This window comes from Roseivivax jejudonensis, from assembly GCF_900172265.1.
In the GTDB taxonomy this organism is placed as follows: Bacteria; Pseudomonadota; Alphaproteobacteria; order Rhodobacterales; family Rhodobacteraceae; genus Roseivivax; species Roseivivax jejudonensis.
In genome coordinates, this window is record NZ_FWFK01000003.1 from 412,738 (window position 1) to 432,930 (window position 20,193).

Below are 20,193 nucleotides of genomic sequence, written 5' to 3' on the forward strand. Positions count from 1 at the left end.
TTCCTCCCTTGAAATGACCGTGGAAAATCGCCGGACGGTCAGCCCGCCTCGGCCTCCTCCTCCGCGGCGCCGACGGGCGCCACGATCAGCGACACGCCGGCGCTCTCCAGCATCACGGCGTGAGCATCGCTCACGCGATCGTCGGTGATCACTGTGTGCACCCGCTCGAGCGGACACAGGATCAGGCTCGACCGCTTCTCGAATTTCGAGCTATCCGCGAGGATGATGACCTCGTCGGCCTGCCCGATCAGCTTTTGCTCGGACTGGATCACCAGCGGATCCGGTTCCATGATTCCGATCGGCGCCACGCCCTGGCAGCCCATGAACATGCGCCGCGCATAGAAGTTGCGGGTCACGTCGTTGTCGAAGGGCGACAGGATGATGTTCTGCTCGCGGTAGATCGTCCCGCCCGGCAGCACGACGCTGTTCTTGGTCTGCTTGAGCAGGTGCTCGGCGATCGGGAACGAGTTGGTGAAGACCTGGCAACGGCGCGTCGCGAGCGGATGCACCATCTGGAACGTCGTCGTGCCGCCGTTGATGATGAGCGCCTCTCCGTCCTCGAGCAGGTCCACCGCGGCGCGCCCAATGGCGCGCTTTTGCGCCGCGTTCTTGGACTGGTTCACCGAGAACGGGCGGCCGAGCAGCCCCGTGACGGCCGGCGGCGCGACCGACTCCGCCCCGCCCCGCACGCGGCGCAGCTTCTTCTGCCTGTGCAGCGTGGCGATATCGCGTCGGATCGTCGCCTCCGAGCTTTCGGTCATCTCGACCATCTCGGCCACCGACACGAAGGGCTTGGCCCCGACGGCCGACAGGATGACGCGATGGCGCTCGTTCTCGTGCATGAATGCCTCCCTTGGAGTGGCAGCATGGCGCAGCGTTTCAATCATTGTCAATCACAAATGATCGGTTATGCGCTTTCTGCAGGCGCGAAATGATCGCTTATGATTGTTTGTGATTGACACTGGTGGAGCGCATGTCGATGCTGCGCACAACATCGCGATGGGCCGACGCGGGCCCGATGGGGAGGAAACGCCATGCTCAAACATGTGTCCGCAACCGGGCTCGACACCCTGTGGGACGACGCCAAGGCGTCCGAGATGAGCGAGTCGGAAAAGCTACTCTACCGCTCGAACCTCCTCGGGTCGGACAAGCGCGTCACCAATTACGGCGGCGGTAACACGTCGGCCAAATTCACCGAGACCGATCCGCTGACCGGCGAGGACGTGACGGTGCTCTGGGTCAAGGGATCGGGCGGCGACATCGGCACCATCGACATGTCCGGTTTCGCGACGCTCTACATGGACAAGCTGGAAGCGCTCAAAGGCCTCTACCGCGGGCCCGAGCACGAGGACGAGATGGTGGGCTACCTGCCCCACTGCACCTTCAACCTGAACCCGCGCGCCGCCTCGATCGACACGCCGCTGCACGCCTACGTGCCAAAGACGCATGTCGACCATGTCCACCCCGACGCGATCATCGCGATCGCCGCGTCGAAGAACTCCGAGGAACTGACTCAGCGGATCTTCGGCGACGAGATCGGCTGGCTCCCCTGGAAGCGCCCGGGCTACGAGCTCGGCCTCTGGCTCGAGGATTTCTGCCGCAAGAACCCCGAGGCCAAGGGTGTCGTATTGGAGAGCCACGGCCTCTTCACCTGGGCCGACGACGCGAAGGAATGCTACGAGCTCACGCTCGAGACGATCAACCGCGCCATCGCGTGGTTCGAGCAGGAAACCGAGGGCGTGGCGCCCTTCGGCGGACAGGCACACCCTACCCTGCCCGACGCCGAGCGCCGCCGGGTGGCGGCGGCGCTGATGCCGGCGATCCGCGGCATGATATCCGAGGGATCCCACAAGGTCGGCCATTTCGACGACTCGGACGCAGTACTCGCGTTTGTCGGGGCAAAGGACATGCCGCGCCTCGCCGCGCTCGGCACGTCGTGCCCGGACCACTTCCTGCGCACCAAGATCCGGCCGCTCGTTGTCGACTTCGACCCGGCGGCTCCGGACACCGAAGGGACGCTCGACCGCCTGCGTGGCATGATCGAGGCGTACCGCGCCGAGTACGCCGCGTATTACGAACGCTGCAAACACCCGGACAGCCCCGCGATGCGCGACCCGAACGCGGTGGTCTACCTCGTCCCCGGTGTCGGCATGATCACCTTTGCCAAGGACAAGGCAACCGCGCGGATCTCGGGTGAGTTCTACGTCAACGCGATCAACGTGATGCGCGGCTCGGATGCCGTCAGCGAATACCGGGGCCTGCCCGAGCAGGAGGCGTTCGACATCGAGTACTGGCTGCTCGAAGAGGCCAAGCTTCAGCGGATGCCCAAGCCCAAGAGCCTCGCCGGCCGCATCGCCATCGTCACCGGCGGCGCGGGCGGCATCGGCATGGCTACGGCCGAGCGCTATCTGTCCGAGGGCGCCTGCGCGGTGCTGGCGGATATCGACGCAGACGCACTCGGCAAGGCGAAAGAAGCGCTCGTCCAGCGCTACGGCCGCGACGTGGTCCGGTCGGTCGAGATGAACGTGACCTCCGAGGACGCGGTTGCCGCCGCCTACGCGGATATGGGCGTGGAGTTCGGTGGCGTGGACATCGTCGTGTCGAACGCGGGAATCGCGTCGTCGGCGACGGTCGAGGACACCTCGCTCGACTTGTGGAACAAGAACATGTCGATCCTGTCGACCGGATATTTCCTCGTCGCGCGCGAGGCGTTCCGCATGCTCAAGGCGCAGGGGATCGGCGGGTCGATGATCTTCGTCGCTTCCAAGAACGGCCTCGCCGCCTCGCCCGGCGCGTCGGCCTATTGCACCGCCAAGGCCTCCGAGATCCACCTCGCCCGCTGCCTCGCGCTCGAGGGCGCGCCCGAGGGCATCCGGGTCAACGTGGTCAATCCGGACGCGGTGCTGCGCGGCTCCAAGATCTGGACCGGCGAATGGCTCGACCAGCGCGCCGCGACCTACGGCACCGACAAGGAAGGCCTCGAAGAGATGTACCGCGAGCGCTCGCTCCTGAAGCGCTCCGTGCTGCCCGAGGACATCGCCGAGGCCTGCTACTTCTTCGCCGCGGACACGAGCGCGAAGTCGACGGGCAACATCCTCAATGTCGATGCCGGCAACGTGCAGGCCTTCACGCGCTGACAAGACCGCGGGCGACACGCCCCGCAAGGGAGGACACATGATCGACCAGAGCACTATCGCCGCCGCCAACGAGGCGGCGGACGCCGACCTGCGCGCCGACTACGACGCGCTGGGAGACCACCTGTCGCGGCGCGGCATCGACATCGCCGCGATCAAGGACAAGGTCGCGGCCTACGGCGTCGCGATCCCGTCCTGGGGCGTGGGCACGGGCGGCACGCGGTTCGCCCGCTTCCCCGGCGCGGGCGAGCCCGCGGGCGTGTTCGACAAGCTCGACGATTGCGGCGTGATCCATCAACTGACGGGCGCGACGCCGCGGGTGTCGCTGCACATCCCGTGGGACGATGCCGACCCGGCCGACCTTCTCGCCAAGGCCGAGGAGACCGGCCTGTCGTTCGACGCGATGAACTCCAACACGTTCCAGGACCAGCCCGGACAGGCGCAGAGCTACAAGTACGGCTCGCTGTCCCACACCGACGCGGCAACCCGCGCGCAGGCGGTCGAACACAACCTCTACTGCATCGAGATGGGGCAGAGGATCGGATCCAAGGCACTTACGGTGTGGGTCGGCGACGGCTCCAACTTCCCCGGCCAGAGCAACTTCACCAAGCAGTTCGAGCGGTATCTCGAGAGTGCGAAACAGGTCTACGCCGCCCTGCCCGCGGACTGGCGCCTGTTCACCGAGCACAAGATGTTCGAGCCGGCCTTCTACTCGACCGTCGTGCAGGACTGGGGCACCAACTACCTGATTGCCAGGGAACTCGGAGAGCAGGCCCACTGCCTCGTCGACCTCGGCCATCACGCGCCCAACGTGAACATCGAGATGATCGTCGCGCGGCTCATCCAGTTCGGCAAGCTCGGCGGCTTCCATTTCAACGACAGCAAGTACGGCGACGACGACCTCGATACCGCGGCGATCGATCCCTACCGGCTGTTTCTCGTGTTCAACGAACTGGTGGACGCGGCCGGCACCCCCGGCTTCGATCCCGCGCACATGCTCGACCAGAGTCACAATGTCACCGACCCGATCGAAAGCCTGATGAACTCCGCGATGGAAGTGCAGCGCGCCTATGCTCAGGCACTGCTCGTCGATCGAACCGCCTTGGCAGGCTACCAGGACACCAACGACGCGCTCATGGCGTCCGAGACATTGAAGACAGCGTTCAGGACCGACGTGACGCCAATCCTGAAAATGGCGCGCCGCGACCGAGACGCCGCCATCGACCCTGTCGCGACCTACCGGCGCTCCGGCTATCGCGCCAGGGTCGCCGAGACGCGTCCATCCTCGGATGGCATAGGCGGCGGGATCGTCTGAACGGGAGGAAAACCAGCGTGTTCGGGGCGTTCCGGTCGGCGAAGCGCGTCGGCTCGAACATATCCGGATCGTTCACAGGGCTGCACTGCACCGCGCCGCGGGGATGCTCCGGGACCGTCACGCACGTGGCGCGGAGCCCCTACGCCCAAGCGCTCGAGCCCATTGGTGGACGGCGAAACCCGACGCCCAATCGTCCTGAGGCGAAAGCTTGAGAAGTGGCGGAGAGGAAGTCCGTAGAACTACCGTTCCTCGCTATCCGGTGTAGACCGCAAGCGTTCAAATTTCCGGTTCTATTTCAGATACTTAAGTTCCCAGCGCATCATTGCAGTTCGCACGCATCCGCGCTAAACCAGACAATGGTGTGGGAACAGATGTGGGAACGAGATGGCCCTCAGCGTGCAAAAATTGAAATCCGCAGGTCCGGGTCGGCACGGCGACGGGCGCGGTCTTTTTCTCTATGTCAAAGCAACAGGCGCGCGGTCTTGGGTGCTGCGCTATCAGGTGCAGGGGCGGCGTCGCGATCTTGGGCTTGGAGCCTATCCTGACATTACGCTGGCTATGGCGCGCAACCGCGCCGCAGAGGCGCGGCGCCTGATCGCAGAGGGGCAAGACCCAATCGCCAAGAAGCAACAGGCCCAACCCAAAACTTTCAAAGAGACGGCGCTGGAACTGATCGAAAGCAAGCGCCCCGGCTGGAAGAACGCCAAGCACGCAGCCCAATGGACGGCGACGCTAGACGCCTACGTTTTCCCCAAGATCGGCCAGATGCAGGTGGCGCGGGTCGAAACAGCAGACGTGATCGCCGCGCTCACCCCGATCTGGACTACGAAACCCGAAACCGCCAGCCGTGTGCGGCAGAGGATTGAGGCGGCGCTGGATTACGCGACCGCGCTCGGCATCCGTGCGGGCGAGAATCCAGCACGCTGGCGCGGGCACCTGGATCACCTTTTGCCGAAGCCATCCAAGTTACGCGCGGTAAAACACCACCCTGCCCTGCCGCACGTACAGATTGCCGATTTCATGGCCGATTTGGCGGCCCGCAATGGCGTGGCCGCACGCGCGCTTGGTTTCACGATCCTGACCGCGGCCCGGTCGGGCGAAACGCGCGGCATGACATGGTCCGAGGTTGATCTAGACGCGCGCATCTGGACGATCCCAGCCGAACGAATGAAGGCGGGAAAGGAACATCGCGTGCCGCTCAGTGACGCGGCCATCGCCCAGCTTGGCCCCCGCCGCGATCACGCGGCGCTGGTATTCGAAAGCGAAAGCAAACCGGGCAAACAGATTTCCGACATGAGCATGACCGCCGTTCTACGGCGTATGGGCCGCGACGCGATTACCGTGCACGGGTTCCGCTCGACTTTCCGCGACTGGGCAGGTGAAACAACAGGCTTCCCGCGCGAGGTGATTGAAGCCGCGCTAGCACATGGCATCAAGGACAAGGCCGAAGCGGCCTATGCCCGATCCGACCTTTTCAAAAAACGACGCAAGCTGATGGGCGTGTGTGCTGAGGCTGCAATGCGATCAGGCCAAGGCGCAAACATTGTGACGTTAGCTGGCGGACCAATGCTTAGACGTTAAAGGAGTGCGGTTGTCCGCGGTAAGACTCGGCGACCGCCTTTGACTATCATGGAGTCCCCCGCCACTCCTAATTGTCTTTTGGCTCCCAGTGAAGCGACACTACCTTGTGCCGAACCTTGAAATCCAAACCAGAAGATTCGTGTTTGTGGTTCGAAAGGAAAAAGAGGAGGTCCGTGCAAGGGCCGTCGCTTGTATTGACCTCAGGGTTTCGGACGACCAACTCTTCGCGCCACTTGTTCAGCATCGCTTTGGCGTCTTTCACTTTGCAATAGATTAATACTTCCCCGTGGTCTTGGCCGGGAACGCCTGTTGAGTAACGCGTAGAAAGCTGCTGGAAGCCCTTGTCGAGCCACGAATAGTCATTGTGTTTTTTGGCCTCTGCGAGCCATAGGAAATCGTCTTTCCCTTCAACCAGAATATCACAGTGCCCGCCTACCGCCGCATCGTGAGTGGCTTTTATGCCGGAACTCGTGAGCATATCGCAAACTTGAACAGATAGCGAATTTTCGCTATCGGCTTGCTTCAAATCCCGGTGCCTGATTAGCCTATTGCAGGCGAAATCTACTGAGCGTTGAACCGCGTTGACCCTAGCACCATGATCTTGAGCGAATAAGAAATCTATTCCAGTTTCCATGTGCGTCCCAGCGGCATGAAGGCGCAGGTAGGCAAGGGAGTCGGTGGACGGGGTCATTGCACGCCCCCTCCAAAATGCTCCGTGTTAAGATGGAAGTAAGGAATGACGCGCTCCGATGCTCGGACAATCTCTTTGCGTGTGACTGGATGCAGAACAGTATCGATTTCCAATACCCTCTGGAAATCCTCGGGAGACAACGGGTGCCTTTTTGCAGTGTTATCGATGAACTCAGCAGTAGCCCGAAAGATCGCATATTCCGATTGAACCAGAATCGAAAGTGCAGCAACAACATCCGGAGTTAATTCAGTCTTACCTAGCATTTCCAGTATGTCGCTCACGCGCCAGCTCTTTGATGCCCTCGCATCGTTGGCCCTCAGTGCTTCGACAATCTTCAAAGCCGTCGTAGCAGCAGGCCGGTCCTTCCAATGCGCAGTGATGGCACGTTTCAAGTCTTCAACGGATAGGACTTTTGGCGAGTGATCAGCGTCAATATCTAGAGGGGGAAGCCCCCCTACGATTTTCATCGTCTCCAGGCTCACGGTGATCACGCGACGGAAGAGGTCGAGGGGATAGCGCGGGTCGCCGATGGTTTCGTTGGCGTAGTCGTTGGCGTCGTTGACGATGCCGCTCGCCTTGTCCTGTTTCACCACCTGCCGCTCCATCACCCATTCGAGGGCCGGCTTGCCGTTTACGACGTAGTCGTAGGCCTCGATGGGAATGTTCTGCATTGTAATGTTGTCGTTGTAGATGACGGTGGTCTTGTCCTTTTCCTTGCCCTTGCCGCCGAACTTCATCTTCTTGACGCGGTAGAACTTCACCGGGTCGTCCTGCGCCTCGTTGATCAGGGCGTGGTCGCCCTCCTTGAAGGTGACAAGATAGGGCTCCACGCTTTCGAAGTTCACATGCAGGTCGCCCAGGCGCCGGCCCGCGTCGCGGAAGGCGGCGAAATCGGCGAAGGTGCGGACCGCCGGGATGCGGGGCAGCGCCTTGGCAAGGTTGTTCTTGAACCGCTCGCGGTAGTCGGGCGCGTGCAGTAGGCCGTAGATGTAGTAGAACAGGTCTTCCTTGGTGATCGTCTCGCCCGGATAGGCGGCTTGGAAGTGGGCAAGCCCAGCGTCGGTGATGGCCTCGCGGCGCGTGAGTGCGGTTTCACCTTCCGGTGTGGCGAAGAGGCCCCCTTCGTGCTTGGTTTCTTCGTAGAGGTAGAGGGGAAAGCATTGGCCTTTTTCAATAGTATCTCTGCTCGGAAATGTCTCAAGCATTAGAGGAAGTGATCCGGCGCGACTTCCCACACCGGAAACCATGAAAAAGCGATTCAACGTTTCGTTCGTCGGGAGGATTTTGTCGAATTGGCCCACGATCTCGTTGAAGTCACGAGAAAAGTGAAGCCAGCTAGGCGTAAATGGTCGGTAACTGGCCTTCACATTGCGACCACTTTTACTGGAAATCTGCTTTCCGCGCGCAACGTGTTTTTTGAACTCTCGGCTCCAACTGATCCTTTTGTCATCGTAACTGATGTACTTGTCGATTTCTTCTTTTTCAAAATGCCTTAGGCGCTCCACCTCATCATTGAAGAAGCGAATTGAGCGCTGAACATTATTTTCGAGCTTTTCGAGCGATGTATTAAAAGCCCAAGCATCGCGGCCGGTCATGACGCCAACAGAATAATTCTCGAACAGCCCTACATCTTCGCCACGCTTCGCTCCAAGTATCGGAAACTTGTCAAAGCCCGGGTCGGCTTGGTCAAGCCAGTCATTTTGTGCATCCGGCACAATCCGCGTCCAACCCTGTTTGGCAGTTATGCCGCCAATCGAGCCGAAATGCCGGACGATATCCAGCTTTTCCTTCTGGCTTAAATAATCGCCGATGTCATGAAAGTGGATGCGGCCACGTTCAGTAGCGTCAGGATTCTTGACGAAAACCGAGATTGCAATGGGTGCGCGGCTGCCTGATCCGAATATTTTCCCGCCTTCCTTGCGGGACAGCTCGCCAGATGTTCGCTGATTGCCGCGAAGATGGAAAACGTAAAGGTCGCTGAACTCCTCCGCGAGGCATTCGCGCAGACCATCGGTGGCGTTGCCGTCCACCCAACCCGCGTTTGTGACATAGGCCATGACGCCTGCGTCCCCGATCCTGTCCGAGGCCCAGCGGATCGCACGGATGTAGCTGTCATAGAGCGCGTTCTTGAGCGTCGCCGAGGAATGAGCGGCGTAGCTGTCGCGGATCGCGGCGTCGAGCGTCGGGTAGGCGATGTTCGCCGCGTTGTCGTTGGCGCTGCCTTGCCCCGCCGAATAGGGCGGATTCCCGATGATCACGCGGATATCCAACGCCTTCTGCCGGGTCCGGCGCTCGGAGTTGTCGGGCAGAAGGTTCGCGACCATGTCGCGCTCCTGCTCGTACATCTGGAACGTGTCGGTCAGCAGGATGCCGCCAAACGGCTCATAGGACGCGTCTTCACTCAATTCGCCCTGCATCAGCTCGTGATACACCGTCTCGATATTGATGGCGGCGATGTAGTAGGCCAGCAGGACGATCTCGTTGGCGTGGATCTCCTCTCGGTATTTTCGCGCCAACTCGTCGGCGGCGATCAGGCCGGATTGCAGTAGGCGCGTGATGAAGGTGCCGGTGCCGGTGAAGGGGTCGAGGATGTGAACGCCCTCGGACCCGAGGGTCTGGCCGAACTGCGCCTTGAGTACGTCATTGACCGAGTGGATGATGAAATCCACCACCTCGACCGGCGTGTAGACGATGCCGAGGCGTTGGGTCAGGACGGGGAAGGCCCCTTTGAAGAAGCTGTCGTAGAGCTTGTAGATCAGTTCCTGCCGTCCGTTGGCGGTGACCACGTCGGCCGCGCGCCGCTCAACGCTGGCGTAGAACTTTGACAGACTCTCGGACTCCTTGGCGAGGTTGTGCTCGTGGAGTTGCCCGAGCACCGTCTCCATCGCGCGGGAGACGGGGTTGGCATTGGTGAACTGGCTGCCCTTGAACAGCGCGTCGAAGACGGGGCGCGTGATGAGGTGCTGGGCCAGCATCTCGATCGCCTCGGCCTCGGTGATTTCGGGGTTGAGGTCGTCCTGCAGTTCGTCGAGAAACGCAAGGAAGGCGGTGCGTTCCGGCCCCTCCTGACCCACGATCGTGGTGATCCTGGTGATATGGGTCTGGGCGATCTTGGCTATATCCTTGGCCCAAGCATCCCAGTATTCACGCGTGCCGCATTTCTGGACTATCTTGGCCATTATGGCGCGAGTGAACTCATCAAACACCATTTCGGACTGAGATTCCGGATTGGCGAGGTCGCGGCCTTCGGGACCTTCCTGACCGATACCGGCGCCCTTTTTCTCGGGCTTAGTCTTGGTCGTGGCGATGTCGTCCACTACAGCAGTCAGGTCTTTCAATTCGGACTCGGACGAGATGCGGACGAATGCCACTTTGTCGCTGATATCCTCGCCCAGATCTGCCTGATTGATTCTCGCGTCTAGGCGTTCGTCATGTGCGCGCAAAGCGTTGAGGATTTGCCAGACAACCTTGTAGCGTTCGTTATCGTTAAGCGCGTCCTCGGGTTTGGTGTCTGGCGGGATGGCGACGGGAAGAATGACATAGCCCAGCTTCTTTTCGCCAGCAGGGTCCTTGCGCATGACGCGCCCGACAGATTGCACCACGTCGATCTGGCTTTTGCGCGGGTGCATGAACATGATCGCGTCGAGAGCGGGTACGTCCACGCCTTCGGACAGGACCTTGGCATTGGTGAGAATGCGGCAGGTGCCGTCCCCCGCGTCCGCCTTGAGCCAGCTAAGTATTTCCTCGCGGGCGCTGGCGTTGTAGCTGCCGTCAACGTGCCGGACCTCGGGACTTAGGTGGCGCGCGTCGTCGATCAGTTCGCTTCCGGTGTATTCATCTACCACCTTCGCGAATTCGTCCTCGATGATGCGAGATTTCGCGATGCTCTGACAGAAGGCTAGCGCGCGCTTCATCGGCTTCGGGTCGAAATCCAGGTCGGCGCGGATATCGCTCTTCGTGAGGGCCTTGTAGCAGCCGATGATCTTGGTCGCATCATCAAGGGTCAGCTCGGCTCCTTCCCTGAGGCGGCTCTGGATCGTCTTAGAAATCAGCCCTTCGTCTACGGCCAGCACGACAACCTTGTAGTCTGTGAGTTGGTCATTCTCGACGGCCCAGCCGAAACCCCGGTGGAAGAGGTCCGTGCCGAACTTTGCCTCGTCATCCATCGAGGCTAGCTCCGCATCGTGGTCATCAGCCTTGCGACGTGCCTCATCTCCGAAAATGCGCGGTGTTGCCGTCATGTAGAGCCGCTTGCGAGCGGCCACGTAATCGTTGCTGTGGATGCGTACGAAGTTGCTGTCGTCCTCGTCCTTGAGAGTGACACCAGTGGTGCGATGCGCCTCGTCGCATATCACAAGGTCAAACTCGGGGAGGTCGTGGTTCCGTTGTGCCTTCGTTAGAACGTCTATGGAGTGATAGGTTGAAAAGACGACGGTCATCTGTTCTGGGTCGGCCTCACCCACCTGCTGGGCCAATTTCGCGGGGTCGGTTGTTGCGGGAAATGCGAGGTCGTGGACATTGAGGTCCAGACTGTCGGCGTCAGCACGTCGGCCTACTCGGACATCGGAACAGGCGGAAAACGCGTTGAAGTCCTCTTGCGCGTCGTTCTTCCATTCGCGAACGGTCTGGGACATGAGGGCAAGCGATGGGACCATAAAGAGGACAAGCTTGCCAGCGCCGCCGATGTTCTCAGCGATGCGTAGGCCGGTGAAGGTCTTACCGGTGCCGCACGCCATAATCAGCTTGCCGCGATCCGCCTCCTCAAGCCCTTCGGTCACTGCCTTGAGGGCTTCGCGCTGGTGATCCTTCAGATCTTTCTTTGGGGCGAGGCTGATGGTCCCGGTGCGAAGAAATCGCGACCAGTCGATCCGGCTCGCGGCTAGTTCATTGATCCCGATCCGGTTCCAGTCCTTGGACAGGTTGTTCAAGGTCTCTTTTGTGTTGCGACCAAAATCACGCTGGGTCGTGTCAGCTATGATTAGGCGCGTGAACATGTCGCTAGAGGCGGCGGAGATGAAACTGTCGATATCCGGCTTCTGGATCACATGAGCCGGCGCGTAGAACTTGCACTGTATCGCAGCATAGCCAGACCCATCCGCAAGGGTTGCCACGAGGTCGATCCCTGTGTCAGCGCTGCTCCATCCCTGTTCCTTGGCCCATTCCGCGAAAGGCACGACGGCAGAATAGTACTGTTTCTGGGTGTCGTCGTACTCTAGGAAGACGCGGACCAGTCGCTCGAAGTAGTCGCCCTTCTCGCGTTCATTGGTTGCGGCGGCCCTATACCGCTCCAACAACGAAACAAGCTGCATTCTGTAGCATCCCCCCAGTGACGGATCGAATTATCGACCTAAAGACCGCATCCGTACCTTACGCGTCTAGCTGCCAATGTCTGTCGTTTCCATAGCGTTTTCCGCGGTTGCATTGACGGAATGCTGTTCCTCGACGGCTTGCTTACTGGTTAGCGCGACCTGAATTCTTGTGTGAAACCGTCCGGATGATGCGCACGTCAGAAACGGCCCTTTGAACGCGGGCAACTTGACGCGAACAACGGCGCGGACCTAGACTTGCCGCATTTAGGGGCAAAAGGCACAACATATGGCATCGCTCAGTGGATTTTTACGCAAGGCACCGCCCGACCGTTTGCAGGCTTTCTTTCAAGCGAGGGGCGTCACGGCACCTGATGATTTCGACTGGAGCAGCAACGGGCGCGGCAAGAAATTCGTTCAATCCATCGAAAGCCTGGTGTCCGATTTACCAGACCGCTTGCAGGACAGACTGCGCGCCGAACTCGATCACCTGAGGACCCTCGCCGATAGCGACGGGATGAAAGGCGCCGAGGAAGTCTGCGCCGGTCAGGGCATCGACCTGGACGGATTGCAGGGCAACGAGGACGTGTTGCTGATGCTGGCGGTTGATTACCCTCAGGTCATCGACCGGGTGTCCGCGCAGACCTCGCTGATCCGGCACACTGGCGGCAGGAACTGGGCGGGATTCCAGTTCAAGGACGATGGTCGGTCATGGGCGCTCGATGACGAAGCGGCACGCGACGCCTTCTTGCAAGACGCCGTAGAAATTCTGAAACTGCCCGAGCATCGCAAGCGCGAGGCCGACTGGTATCAATCCATCCGCATACATCCCGTCACCAGCGAAGAAACCACGATCACGCAGGCCACGATCTATGTCGAGGAACGCGCGGCCAGCGAACTGGCCTTCGTGTCGGGCGCCACAGTGGAACGGCAGGTGGTGCCAAAGGTGCTGGAGGTCGGGCTGGCCTGCGATCCGCAGAGTCGCATGGTCGAGATTTGCGCCAAAGGTGGAAAGCGTGTGGGCGACCAATACGCCGAAGCGTTCACCAAGCGTTTCGCGCCGCACGCACCGCCGCCGGTCGAGGTGCCGCGCCGCGAGGTGTTGCTGTATACGCTGCGCGGTCTTCCCCGGTTCGAGACCGACCCCGCCGATGGGATCGAGGGTGTCGAGGTCTCATCGCTAGAGTTTTTCTCGACGGGAGGCGGGACCGCGCGGTTCGAACGGCGCGGCGACGATGAGACCATCTATGAATTTCTTGGGCGACGCTTTGGGCCGCATTCCCCGTTGCAGGCGTATGGCTGGACGATTTACGCAGCCACGCTGCGGATCAAGCGTGCCGCACGTGATGGAACGCGCGGCAAGACGCTAACCGTCACCCTGCGCGCACCCAACACGACCACCTTGCCAAACACGACCGAGGCCGACCGACACTATGCTCTGGACCTTCTGGAACGCTGGGGCGTGATTGCCCCGCCGCCAGAGGACGTCGACGTGACCAAGGATTTCTGACGTGTCGCCCGTCGTGCTATTGTGTGGGATCATCGCTCAGTCCGGCAAGGTGTCGGCAACGACCTATCGAGACCTGGACGCCTATGGCCAACTCGTGACCACCGGCCTAGTGCGCCGGCAAGGGCTGGTCCAGTCCGTGCTGTGCGATGCCTGCGACATGGGGCACGACGCCGCAATCGTGTTCGATGACGGACGCTATGGCCACGTCTGCCCTGAGATCGGATTTGTCCCCGTCGAGCGGTCTGAGTTGATCGCGGTCGCGCCGGATTTCGAGGCGCTGGCCACGCAGATCGCCGCAGCCCTTGGGTGCAAGGCGCACGGGGCGCGCCGCTTGGCCGACCAGACCTGGCATATCGGGACGGTCAGGACTGCCACAGCCGACATAGCGGTGTTTTTCCATGCCCGTCTGCAAACGACGCAAGACCTGCAATCGCTGGAAACCGTGTTGCGCGACCAAGTGCGCACGCGGTTCGGGCTGGTGCTGACGGCGCGCGGCACCCTGCCGGTGCCAGGACTAAGCAGCGCACCGCTCGATCAGGTGTTGGGGTTCGATCCGGCGCATGGCGGGCTGGTGGCCGAGGCTGACCTGTCCGTGCTTGTCGGCGCGCCGGTCACGCTCAAAGGCGGGCGCCCGGCCACTCATGCCGACCGCATCAAGGCAATCATCGCGGAGCGCTCCTCAAACGGGCGCACCGCAACCGGAAAAAATGCCGAAATCCGTGCGATTCAATCGGAATATGCGGCGCAGTTTCCTGGTGGCCCGACGCCATCGCGCTCAGCAATCATGTATCATCTGCCCAAGTTGCCCGGTGGTCGAAAACCGGTCTAAAACCTCGCCGCTGTTTTGGACCACCCGCAGTTCGCCATCGTCCGCCCATACCCAAGCAAAGGAGTATGGGCCATGATGGACACCCCCGAACTGATTTCGCAAGCCATGCAGGTGCTGGCGGTTTCCCCCAACGAGGCGGCGCGGTTGTGCAGCATCGGTCGTACGACGCTCTACGCCGCATTGTCCGGGGGCGAGTTGAAGAGCGTCAAGATCGGCACCCGCCGCCTGATCACCATCGACGCCTTGCGCGACTGGCTCAAGCGCCACGAAACGCCGGCAGGCGAGTAACGGCGCCGTGCCCAAGAACGCACGCCTGACAGGGATCAAGGCCCTGCGCTGCTACCGGGTCGAAGAGGCGGCGGAGGTTTCCGGCGTCTCGCCCCGCACGATCCGCAACTGGATAGCGGACGGGCTGCCGGTTTTGGACGGCGAACGCCCGATGCTGATCCGCGGCGACGATCTGCAAGACTACATCAAGGGCACCCGCGCCAGCCGCAAGGTCAGTGTGGCCTTGGGCGAGTTCTATTGCCTTGCCTGCCGCAAAGCGCGCAAGCCCGCCGGGGGCTTTGCCGACTGCACAATCAAGGACGGGCGCGCGATGCTGACCGCCCTGTGCGAAGTCTGCGAAATCGTGGTCCACAAGCCGGTGTCCGTGGGGCGAATCCGCGAAATCGCACGGCTTCTGGACCTCACGACCACGCCGCATCCGCTGCCCGACGCACCCGCGCGAAAGGAAGCGTAAAAGCACATTAAGGAGGCGGACAGGCGTCCCCGTGTTCTTCCACTTCACGACACCACCGCCCGGCAGGCTTTCGGGCACCCAAAATCAAGCGTTATCGGAGGACAGGATGCGCAAGCGCCCCAATGAACAGAACGAACGGATCAAGCGCCGGTTCATGGAATACCGCAAACATGCGCGGCAGTTGTCCGAGAAGTCCTTGGACAAGGAGCTGGCGGCGCTGGAACGCTTCGACGTCTGGAACGGGCGCAAGGATTTCGCGCGGTTCCATATCGAGTGGGCGATGGGGTTTCGCGCCCACCTGGAGCAGGCGAGGGCCGCGAACGGCAAGCCGCTTGGCAAATCGACCACCCGCGCGATCATCGCAACGCTGAGGGAGTTCACGCTGTGGCTGTCGCAGCAGGATGGTTATCGTAGCCGGATCAAACCCGGCGACGCCGATTACTTCCGACTGTCTCGCCGCGACGAGGCAGAGGCCCGCGCGGCACCTGAACGACCGGCGCCGAGTGTGCGGCAGGCCAGGCGCACGCTGGCGATGATGCCCGCCGTTTCCCCGCGCGACTTGCGCGACCGGGCCGTCGTCGCGCTGTTGTGCCTGACCGGTATCCGGGTGTCGGCGCTGGTGTCGCTGCGCATCAAGCATGTCGATCTGGCCGAGAAATCAGTGACGCAGAATCCGCGCGAGGTCGCGACCAAGTTCGGCAAGCGGATAGAAACATTCTTTGCCAAGGGATTCGACGAGGCCGAGGCCACGCTGGCTGCATGGCTGGCACATCTCGACGCGGTTGAACTATACGGTCCCGACGATCCGCTGTTCCCCGCGACCGCTATTGCCCCAAGCGCCAATGACGGGTTCCGGGCAAGCGGATTCGTCCGCCGTCCGTGGCGCAGCACCGAATCGGTGCGCAAGATCGTGCGCGAGGCTTTCGAAGCGGCGGGCATCCCGAACTACGGTCCCCATGCGTTCCGCCACATGCTCGCTCGCGACGCCGCCAAGAACGCCAAGTCTGTTGCCGAACTGGTCGCCACTTCACAGAACCTGGGCCATACCGACGTGCTGACCACCCTGCGCAGCTACGGCCAGATTGACCGCGACCGTCAAAGGACGCTGATCACCGGCCTGACCGACGAAGACGTCACTGAATAAGAGAAGCCTCCCACGGCAACGGGCGTGCAACGTGGGAACAAGTGTGGGAATGCCCCGCGCGCCACTCGGAACTGTCCATATATTACAACGCTTTAGGCAATAAGTGTGGCGGAGAGGAAGGGATTCGAACCCTCGAGACGGTTTCCCGCCTACACACTTTCCAGGCGTGCGCCTTCGACCACTCGGCCACCTCTCCGCCGGTGCGTCTACTGGATCGCGGGCGGGGGATGCAAGCGGCAAATCCTGCGGAGGACTTGCGCAGTCCGCGCGCGGGCGGATGCGGTGGGTCGCGTAGCCCTCGGCCATGTCCACGTAGAGTGTCGATCGGCGCGCAGGGTTGGGTGCCGGCGGTGAGCCGATCGGGAATCATGCGTCGGCAGACGCAGCGCCGCCGGCATCGTACGATCACCGCACGCCGGCATCGTGCGACTGTCGCACGCCGGCGCCGTGTGATCACCGCACGCCGGAACGGTGCGATAACCGCTTGACGGGCGCCCTACCCGTCCGGTTCGCCCGCGGCGCCGGGCCCGCGCTTGCGGGCCACCTGCGGCATGTCGCGCACGCGTTGTCCCTCCCCGGCGAAGGATCGGTGCGCAATGTCTTCCTCGCCGCGCAGCACCTCGGCGTTGCGGAACCAAACGTCGCGCTGCGGGAACGGGATCTCGATGTCCTCGGCCGCGAAGCGCTCGGCGATCTGGTGGTTCATCTCGGTCTTCACGACGAGGATCTCGAGGATGTCGACGAGGAAGACGCGGATCTCGAAGTTGAGCGCGGAGTTCTCGTAGCCGGCGAAGTAGATGAACGGCTCGGGGTTCATCAGCACCAGCGGATGCTGGCGCGCGATCGACATGAGGATGCGCTCGACCTTGCGGGTGTCCGTGCCGTAGGCCACCGAGATCGGAACGATCAGGCGCCCGATCGTCTTGCCGCGGGTGTAGTTCGTGACGGTCCCGGAGATGAAGTCGCCATTCGGAACGATCACGTCGAACATGTCGAAGGTCTCGATCCGCGTGGAGCGCACCGAGATCGCCTTGACGAAGCCGTGGGTGCCGTTGACCTCGATCCAATCGCCCTCGCCGATCGGGCGTTCGATCAGCAGGATGATGCCCGAGACGAAGTTCTGCACGATGTTCTGAAGGCCGAAGCCGATGCCGACCGACAGCGCGCCGGCCACCAGCGCGAGCGACGACAGGTTGATGCCCGCCACGGCGAAGGCTGCCAGCGCCGCGAGCAGGATCCCCAGGTAACCGAGCCCCGAGACGATGGCGTTGCGGCCGCCGAGGTCGATCTTCGTCTTCGGCAGGACCGCGCTGCGCAGGCCGCCCTGGAGAAGCCGCGTCAGCGCGTAGCCGATCACGAACACCATGACGAAGGTCAGCATGTTCGTGGGCGAAATCCGCGTATCGCCGAGCGTGAAGCCGGCGGTGAACACCGCCCATAGCTCGGTGAGGTCCGTCGTGCGCGCGCCCCAGACGAGAGCAAGGATCGGCAGCGCGGCGAGCGTCAGGAAAAAGCCCATCGCGACCGGCACGAGGCTGTTCGACTCCTGCACCGTACGTCCGGTCAGAAGCGCGTAGAGATCGCCGGTGAAGCGCAGCACGACGAGGATCGTTCCGCCGAGGACGAGCGTGCGCACTGCCGGATAGAGGAGATACTCCGCCAGGTTTCCGTAACCCGCGGCCGACAGGATCGGGGCCGCGAGCCCGATGAGCAGCATTGCCCGCCCAAGCACCCGCACGATGCGGATCCGGAACAGGATTCCGTCGGGCTGCGGGCCATCGGCGCTGTCGTCGATGGCCTCCGCGCGGCGGAAGATCTGCCCAAGCCGGAACAGAGCGAGGCCCGACAGCACGATGAGCGGGAAGTCGAGCACCGCGAGCGCCGCCTGATCGTATCCATCGAGTTCGGCGAGCGCGACGATCAGGCGACGCAGCACGAGAACGATGGCAAGACCGGCGAAATAGTATCGCGCCTCGCGCCGCCGGGGGCGCCCGATGGGCAGCGTCGCGACATCGTCGTCGGGCGAAAAGGTCTGCTCGGCGAGCCAGCGGAGGTAGAACAGAATCGCGAGCCAGACCGGCACGCCGTAGAGAAGCTGCAACGTCCTTTCCGTCACCAGCCCCGATGTCTCGACGGCGGTGATGACCAGCAGGATGCCGGTGAGCGGAAGGAAGATCTCGCCGAGCGAGAGCAGGAACCGCCAGACGCCCGTGCCCTTCCGGGTGCGCTTGCGCAGCCATCGGATGCCGACATCGGCCCAGTGCGCGCCGCGCGCGAGCAGAAGCAACCCCACCGCCACGAGCCCGATGATCGCGGGCAATGCCGAGATCAGCTGGTCCCGCTCGGACGGCGAGATCCATCCGTCGTCCGGCACCGTGAACGACAGCTGCAGCGACGTCAGGAGCGCATCGATCGCGGACGGCCAGTTCACCGGGTTCACCGGTGGCGGGCCCCGCGACAGCAGCCGCTGAGCCTGCCGCTCGCGGATCGTTCGGTCGATTTCGCCGATCAGCCCGTCGGCGCGGGTGAACGCCTCTTCGGCGGCGACAGCCGGCGCGCGGGCTTCGGCGAGTTGCGCCTCCAGTTCCTCGCGGCGCTGCGAAATCTCCGAGCGTTCCGTCCCGTCTTCCGGGGGCGCGCCCAGCGCGTCGATCTGCGCGCGCAGCGTCTCTGTGCGGGCGACCTCGGCATCGCGCAACGCGCCGAACTGGCTTCGATACTCCGCGATCCGCGCACGCAGGCGGTTCAGCGTGGCATCGCTGACATCCTCCTCGAGCAGCGCTTCCTCGGCGCGCTCGGCGGTCTCCTCCCAAGGGCGATAGTCGTAGCTGTCGTCCTGCGCCGCAACGCGTCCCGCGATCAGCAGCGGGAGCGCAAGGAGACAGAGAAACAGCGCCCTCACGGCACCTACCTCACGTGTCCTCGAACACGCCCGGGATCGACGCCGGCGCGCGGTCGAGCCAGGGCGGCAGCGGCAGGTTCTTCTGCTTTAGGAAGTCGGGATTGAAGAGCTTCGACTGGTAGCGGTTTCCGAAGTCACACAGGATCGTCACGATCGTGTGGCCCGGGCCCATCTCCTGCGCCATTCGGATCGCGCCGGCGACGTTGACCCCGGTGGAGCCGCCCATCACCAGCCCCTCTTCCTGCAGCAGGTCGTAGACGATCGGCAACGCCTCCTCGTCGGGGATGCGGCAAATGAAGTCAGGCGTGTAACCTTCGAGGTTTGCTGTGATCCGGCCCTGCCCGATCCCTTCGGTGATCGAGTCGCCGGGGTTGTCCTCTCCGGTGTAGATCTTGTAGAGGCCGGCGCCTTCCGGATCGGCCAGTCCGACCTTCACGCCCTTCGGCTGCAACGCCTCGGCGACGCCCGCCACGGTGCCGCCCGAGCCGGCCGCGCAGATGAAGCCGTCGACCTTGCCGCCGGTCTGCTCCCAGATCTCCGGGCCGGTCGTCTCCACGTGCGCCTGCCGGTTCGCGACGTTGTCGAACTGGTTCGCCCAGATCGCGCCGTGCGGCTCGGACTTGGCCATCTCCTCGGCCAGGCGCCCGGAATAGCGGACGTAGTTGTTGGGGTTCTTGTACGGCGCCGCCGGCACCTGCACGAGCTCGGCCCCCGCGAGCCGGATCATGTCCTTTTTCTCCTGGCTCTGCGTCTCCGGGATCACGATCACGGTATTGAAGCCAAGCGACCGCCCGACCAGCGCCAGACCGATGCCGGTATTGCCGGCCGTGCCCTCGACGATCGTGCCGCCCGGCTCCAGCAGGCCTTTCTTCACCGCGTCACGAATGATGAAGAGCGCGGCGCGATCCTTGACCGACTGGCCGGGGTTCATGAATTCGGCCTTGCCGTAAATCTCGCAGCCGGTGAGTTCCGATGCCTTGCGCAGCCGGATCAGGGGCGTCTGGCCGACGGCGTCGGCGAGGTCGGTCGCAATGCGCAT

At 62.5% G+C, this 20,193-nt stretch carries 13 protein-coding genes and 1 tRNA gene; 8 read left to right on the forward strand and 6 right to left on the reverse strand.

The window, feature by feature from the left end:
• Positions 1-38: 38 nt before the first annotated feature.
• The gene (locus ROJ8625_RS09865; RefSeq protein ID WP_085791710.1) at positions 39-842 is read right to left on the reverse strand and encodes a DeoR/GlpR family DNA-binding transcription regulator; all 804 of its coding nucleotides are present in this window, start codon (positions 840-842) and stop codon (positions 39-41) included.
• 192 nt (positions 843-1,034) lie between these two features.
• Here ROJ8625_RS09865 and ROJ8625_RS09870 point away from each other — a divergent pair, with 192 nt between their 5' ends.
• The 3 genes from ROJ8625_RS09870 to ROJ8625_RS09880 all read left to right on the forward strand — a co-directional run bounded on the left by ROJ8625_RS09870 (position 1,035) and on the right by ROJ8625_RS09880 (position 6,030).
• A complete protein-coding gene (locus ROJ8625_RS09870) occupies positions 1,035-3,137 on the forward strand; it encodes a bifunctional rhamnulose-1-phosphate aldolase/short-chain dehydrogenase (protein WP_085791711.1) in 2,103 nt (700 codons plus the stop codon).
• Between the two features lie 37 nt (positions 3,138-3,174).
• The gene (gene rhaI, locus ROJ8625_RS09875) at positions 3,175-4,449 is read left to right on the forward strand and encodes an L-rhamnose catabolism isomerase (RefSeq protein ID WP_085791712.1); all 1,275 of its coding nucleotides are present in this window, start codon (positions 3,175-3,177) and stop codon (positions 4,447-4,449) included.
• Positions 4,450-4,833: 384 nt separating this feature from the next.
• Positions 4,834-6,030 (forward strand): tyrosine-type recombinase/integrase, encoded by a 1,197-nt coding sequence (locus tag ROJ8625_RS09880; RefSeq protein WP_085791713.1) that lies wholly within the window; start codon positions 4,834-4,836, stop codon positions 6,028-6,030.
• Between the two features lie 67 nt (positions 6,031-6,097).
• Here the strand turns inward: ROJ8625_RS09880 and ROJ8625_RS20640 are convergent, their stop codons facing one another.
• Together ROJ8625_RS20640 and ROJ8625_RS09885 are read right to left on the reverse strand one after the other, a co-directional pair.
• The gene (locus tag ROJ8625_RS20640; RefSeq protein ID WP_143535088.1) at positions 6,098-6,721 is read right to left on the reverse strand and encodes a hypothetical protein; all 624 of its coding nucleotides are present in this window, start codon (positions 6,719-6,721) and stop codon (positions 6,098-6,100) included.
• Positions 6,718-12,030 carry a DEAD/DEAH box helicase gene (locus ROJ8625_RS09885; RefSeq protein ID WP_085791714.1) on the reverse strand — a complete coding sequence of 1,771 codons (5,313 nt, stop codon included), beginning with the start codon at positions 12,028-12,030 and terminating at the stop codon, positions 6,718-6,720. Before ROJ8625_RS09885 ends, ROJ8625_RS20640 begins: the two co-directional genes overlap by 4 nt.
• Before the next feature lie 286 nt (positions 12,031-12,316).
• Here ROJ8625_RS09885 and ROJ8625_RS09890 point away from each other — a divergent pair, with 286 nt between their 5' ends.
• The 5 genes from ROJ8625_RS09890 to ROJ8625_RS09910 all read left to right on the forward strand — a co-directional run bounded on the left by ROJ8625_RS09890 (position 12,317) and on the right by ROJ8625_RS09910 (position 16,252).
• Positions 12,317-13,537, forward strand: coding sequence for a hypothetical protein (locus tag ROJ8625_RS09890; protein WP_143535089.1), 1,221 nt, complete (start codon positions 12,317-12,319; stop codon positions 13,535-13,537).
• 1 nt (position 13,538) lies between these two features.
• The gene (locus ROJ8625_RS09895) at positions 13,539-14,366 is read left to right on the forward strand and encodes a hypothetical protein (protein WP_085791716.1); all 828 of its coding nucleotides are present in this window, start codon (positions 13,539-13,541) and stop codon (positions 14,364-14,366) included.
• 72 nt (positions 14,367-14,438) lie between these two features.
• Positions 14,439-14,654, forward strand: coding sequence for a helix-turn-helix domain-containing protein (locus ROJ8625_RS09900; protein WP_085791717.1), 216 nt, complete (start codon positions 14,439-14,441; stop codon positions 14,652-14,654).
• A 7-nt stretch (positions 14,655-14,661) separates the two neighbouring features.
• Positions 14,662-15,108, forward strand: coding sequence for a helix-turn-helix domain-containing protein (locus ROJ8625_RS09905; protein WP_085791718.1), 447 nt, complete (start codon positions 14,662-14,664; stop codon positions 15,106-15,108).
• A 106-nt stretch (positions 15,109-15,214) separates the two neighbouring features.
• Positions 15,215-16,252 (forward strand): tyrosine-type recombinase/integrase, encoded by a 1,038-nt coding sequence (locus ROJ8625_RS09910; RefSeq protein WP_085791719.1) that lies wholly within the window; start codon positions 15,215-15,217, stop codon positions 16,250-16,252.
• Between the two features lie 106 nt (positions 16,253-16,358).
• Here ROJ8625_RS09910 and ROJ8625_RS09915 read toward each other — a convergent pair.
• The 3 genes from ROJ8625_RS09915 to ROJ8625_RS09925 all read right to left on the reverse strand — a co-directional run bounded on the left by ROJ8625_RS09915 (position 16,359) and on the right by ROJ8625_RS09925 (position 20,193).
• A tRNA-Ser gene (locus ROJ8625_RS09915) sits at positions 16,359-16,448 on the reverse strand.
• Between the two features lie 300 nt (positions 16,449-16,748).
• Positions 16,749-19,154: a mechanosensitive ion channel family protein gene (locus ROJ8625_RS09920; RefSeq protein ID WP_085791720.1), complete on the reverse strand. Its 2,406-nt coding sequence runs from the start codon at positions 19,152-19,154 to the stop codon at positions 16,749-16,751.
• A gap of 10 nt (positions 19,155-19,164) precedes the next feature.
• A complete protein-coding gene (locus tag ROJ8625_RS09925; protein ID WP_085791721.1) occupies positions 19,165-20,193 on the reverse strand; it encodes a cysteine synthase A in 1,029 nt (342 codons plus the stop codon).

Coding starts and splice junctions, on each gene's coding strand:
- ROJ8625_RS09880 (WP_085791713.1), top strand. CDS start 4,834: ATGGCCCTCAGCGTGCAAAAATTGAAATCCGCAGGTCCGGGTCGGCAC.
- ROJ8625_RS09885 (WP_085791714.1), bottom strand. CDS start 12,030: ATGCAGCTTGTTTCGTTGTTGGAGCGGTATAGGGCCGCCGCAACCAAT.
- ROJ8625_RS20640 (WP_143535088.1), bottom strand. CDS start 6,721: ATGACCCCGTCCACCGACTCCCTTGCCTACCTGCGCCTTCATGCCGCT.
- ROJ8625_RS09890 (WP_143535089.1), top strand. CDS start 12,317: ATGGCATCGCTCAGTGGATTTTTACGCAAGGCACCGCCCGACCGTTTG.
- ROJ8625_RS09910 (WP_085791719.1), top strand. CDS start 15,215: ATGCGCAAGCGCCCCAATGAACAGAACGAACGGATCAAGCGCCGGTTC.
- rhaI (WP_085791712.1), top strand. CDS start 3,175: ATGATCGACCAGAGCACTATCGCCGCCGCCAACGAGGCGGCGGACGCC.
- ROJ8625_RS09870 (WP_085791711.1), top strand. CDS start 1,035: ATGCTCAAACATGTGTCCGCAACCGGGCTCGACACCCTGTGGGACGAC.
- ROJ8625_RS09925 (WP_085791721.1), bottom strand. CDS start 20,193: ATGCGCATTGCGACCGACCTCGCCGACGCCGTCGGCCAGACGCCCCTG.
- ROJ8625_RS09900 (WP_085791717.1), top strand. CDS start 14,439: ATGATGGACACCCCCGAACTGATTTCGCAAGCCATGCAGGTGCTGGCG.
- ROJ8625_RS09865 (WP_085791710.1), bottom strand. CDS start 842: ATGCACGAGAACGAGCGCCATCGCGTCATCCTGTCGGCCGTCGGGGCC.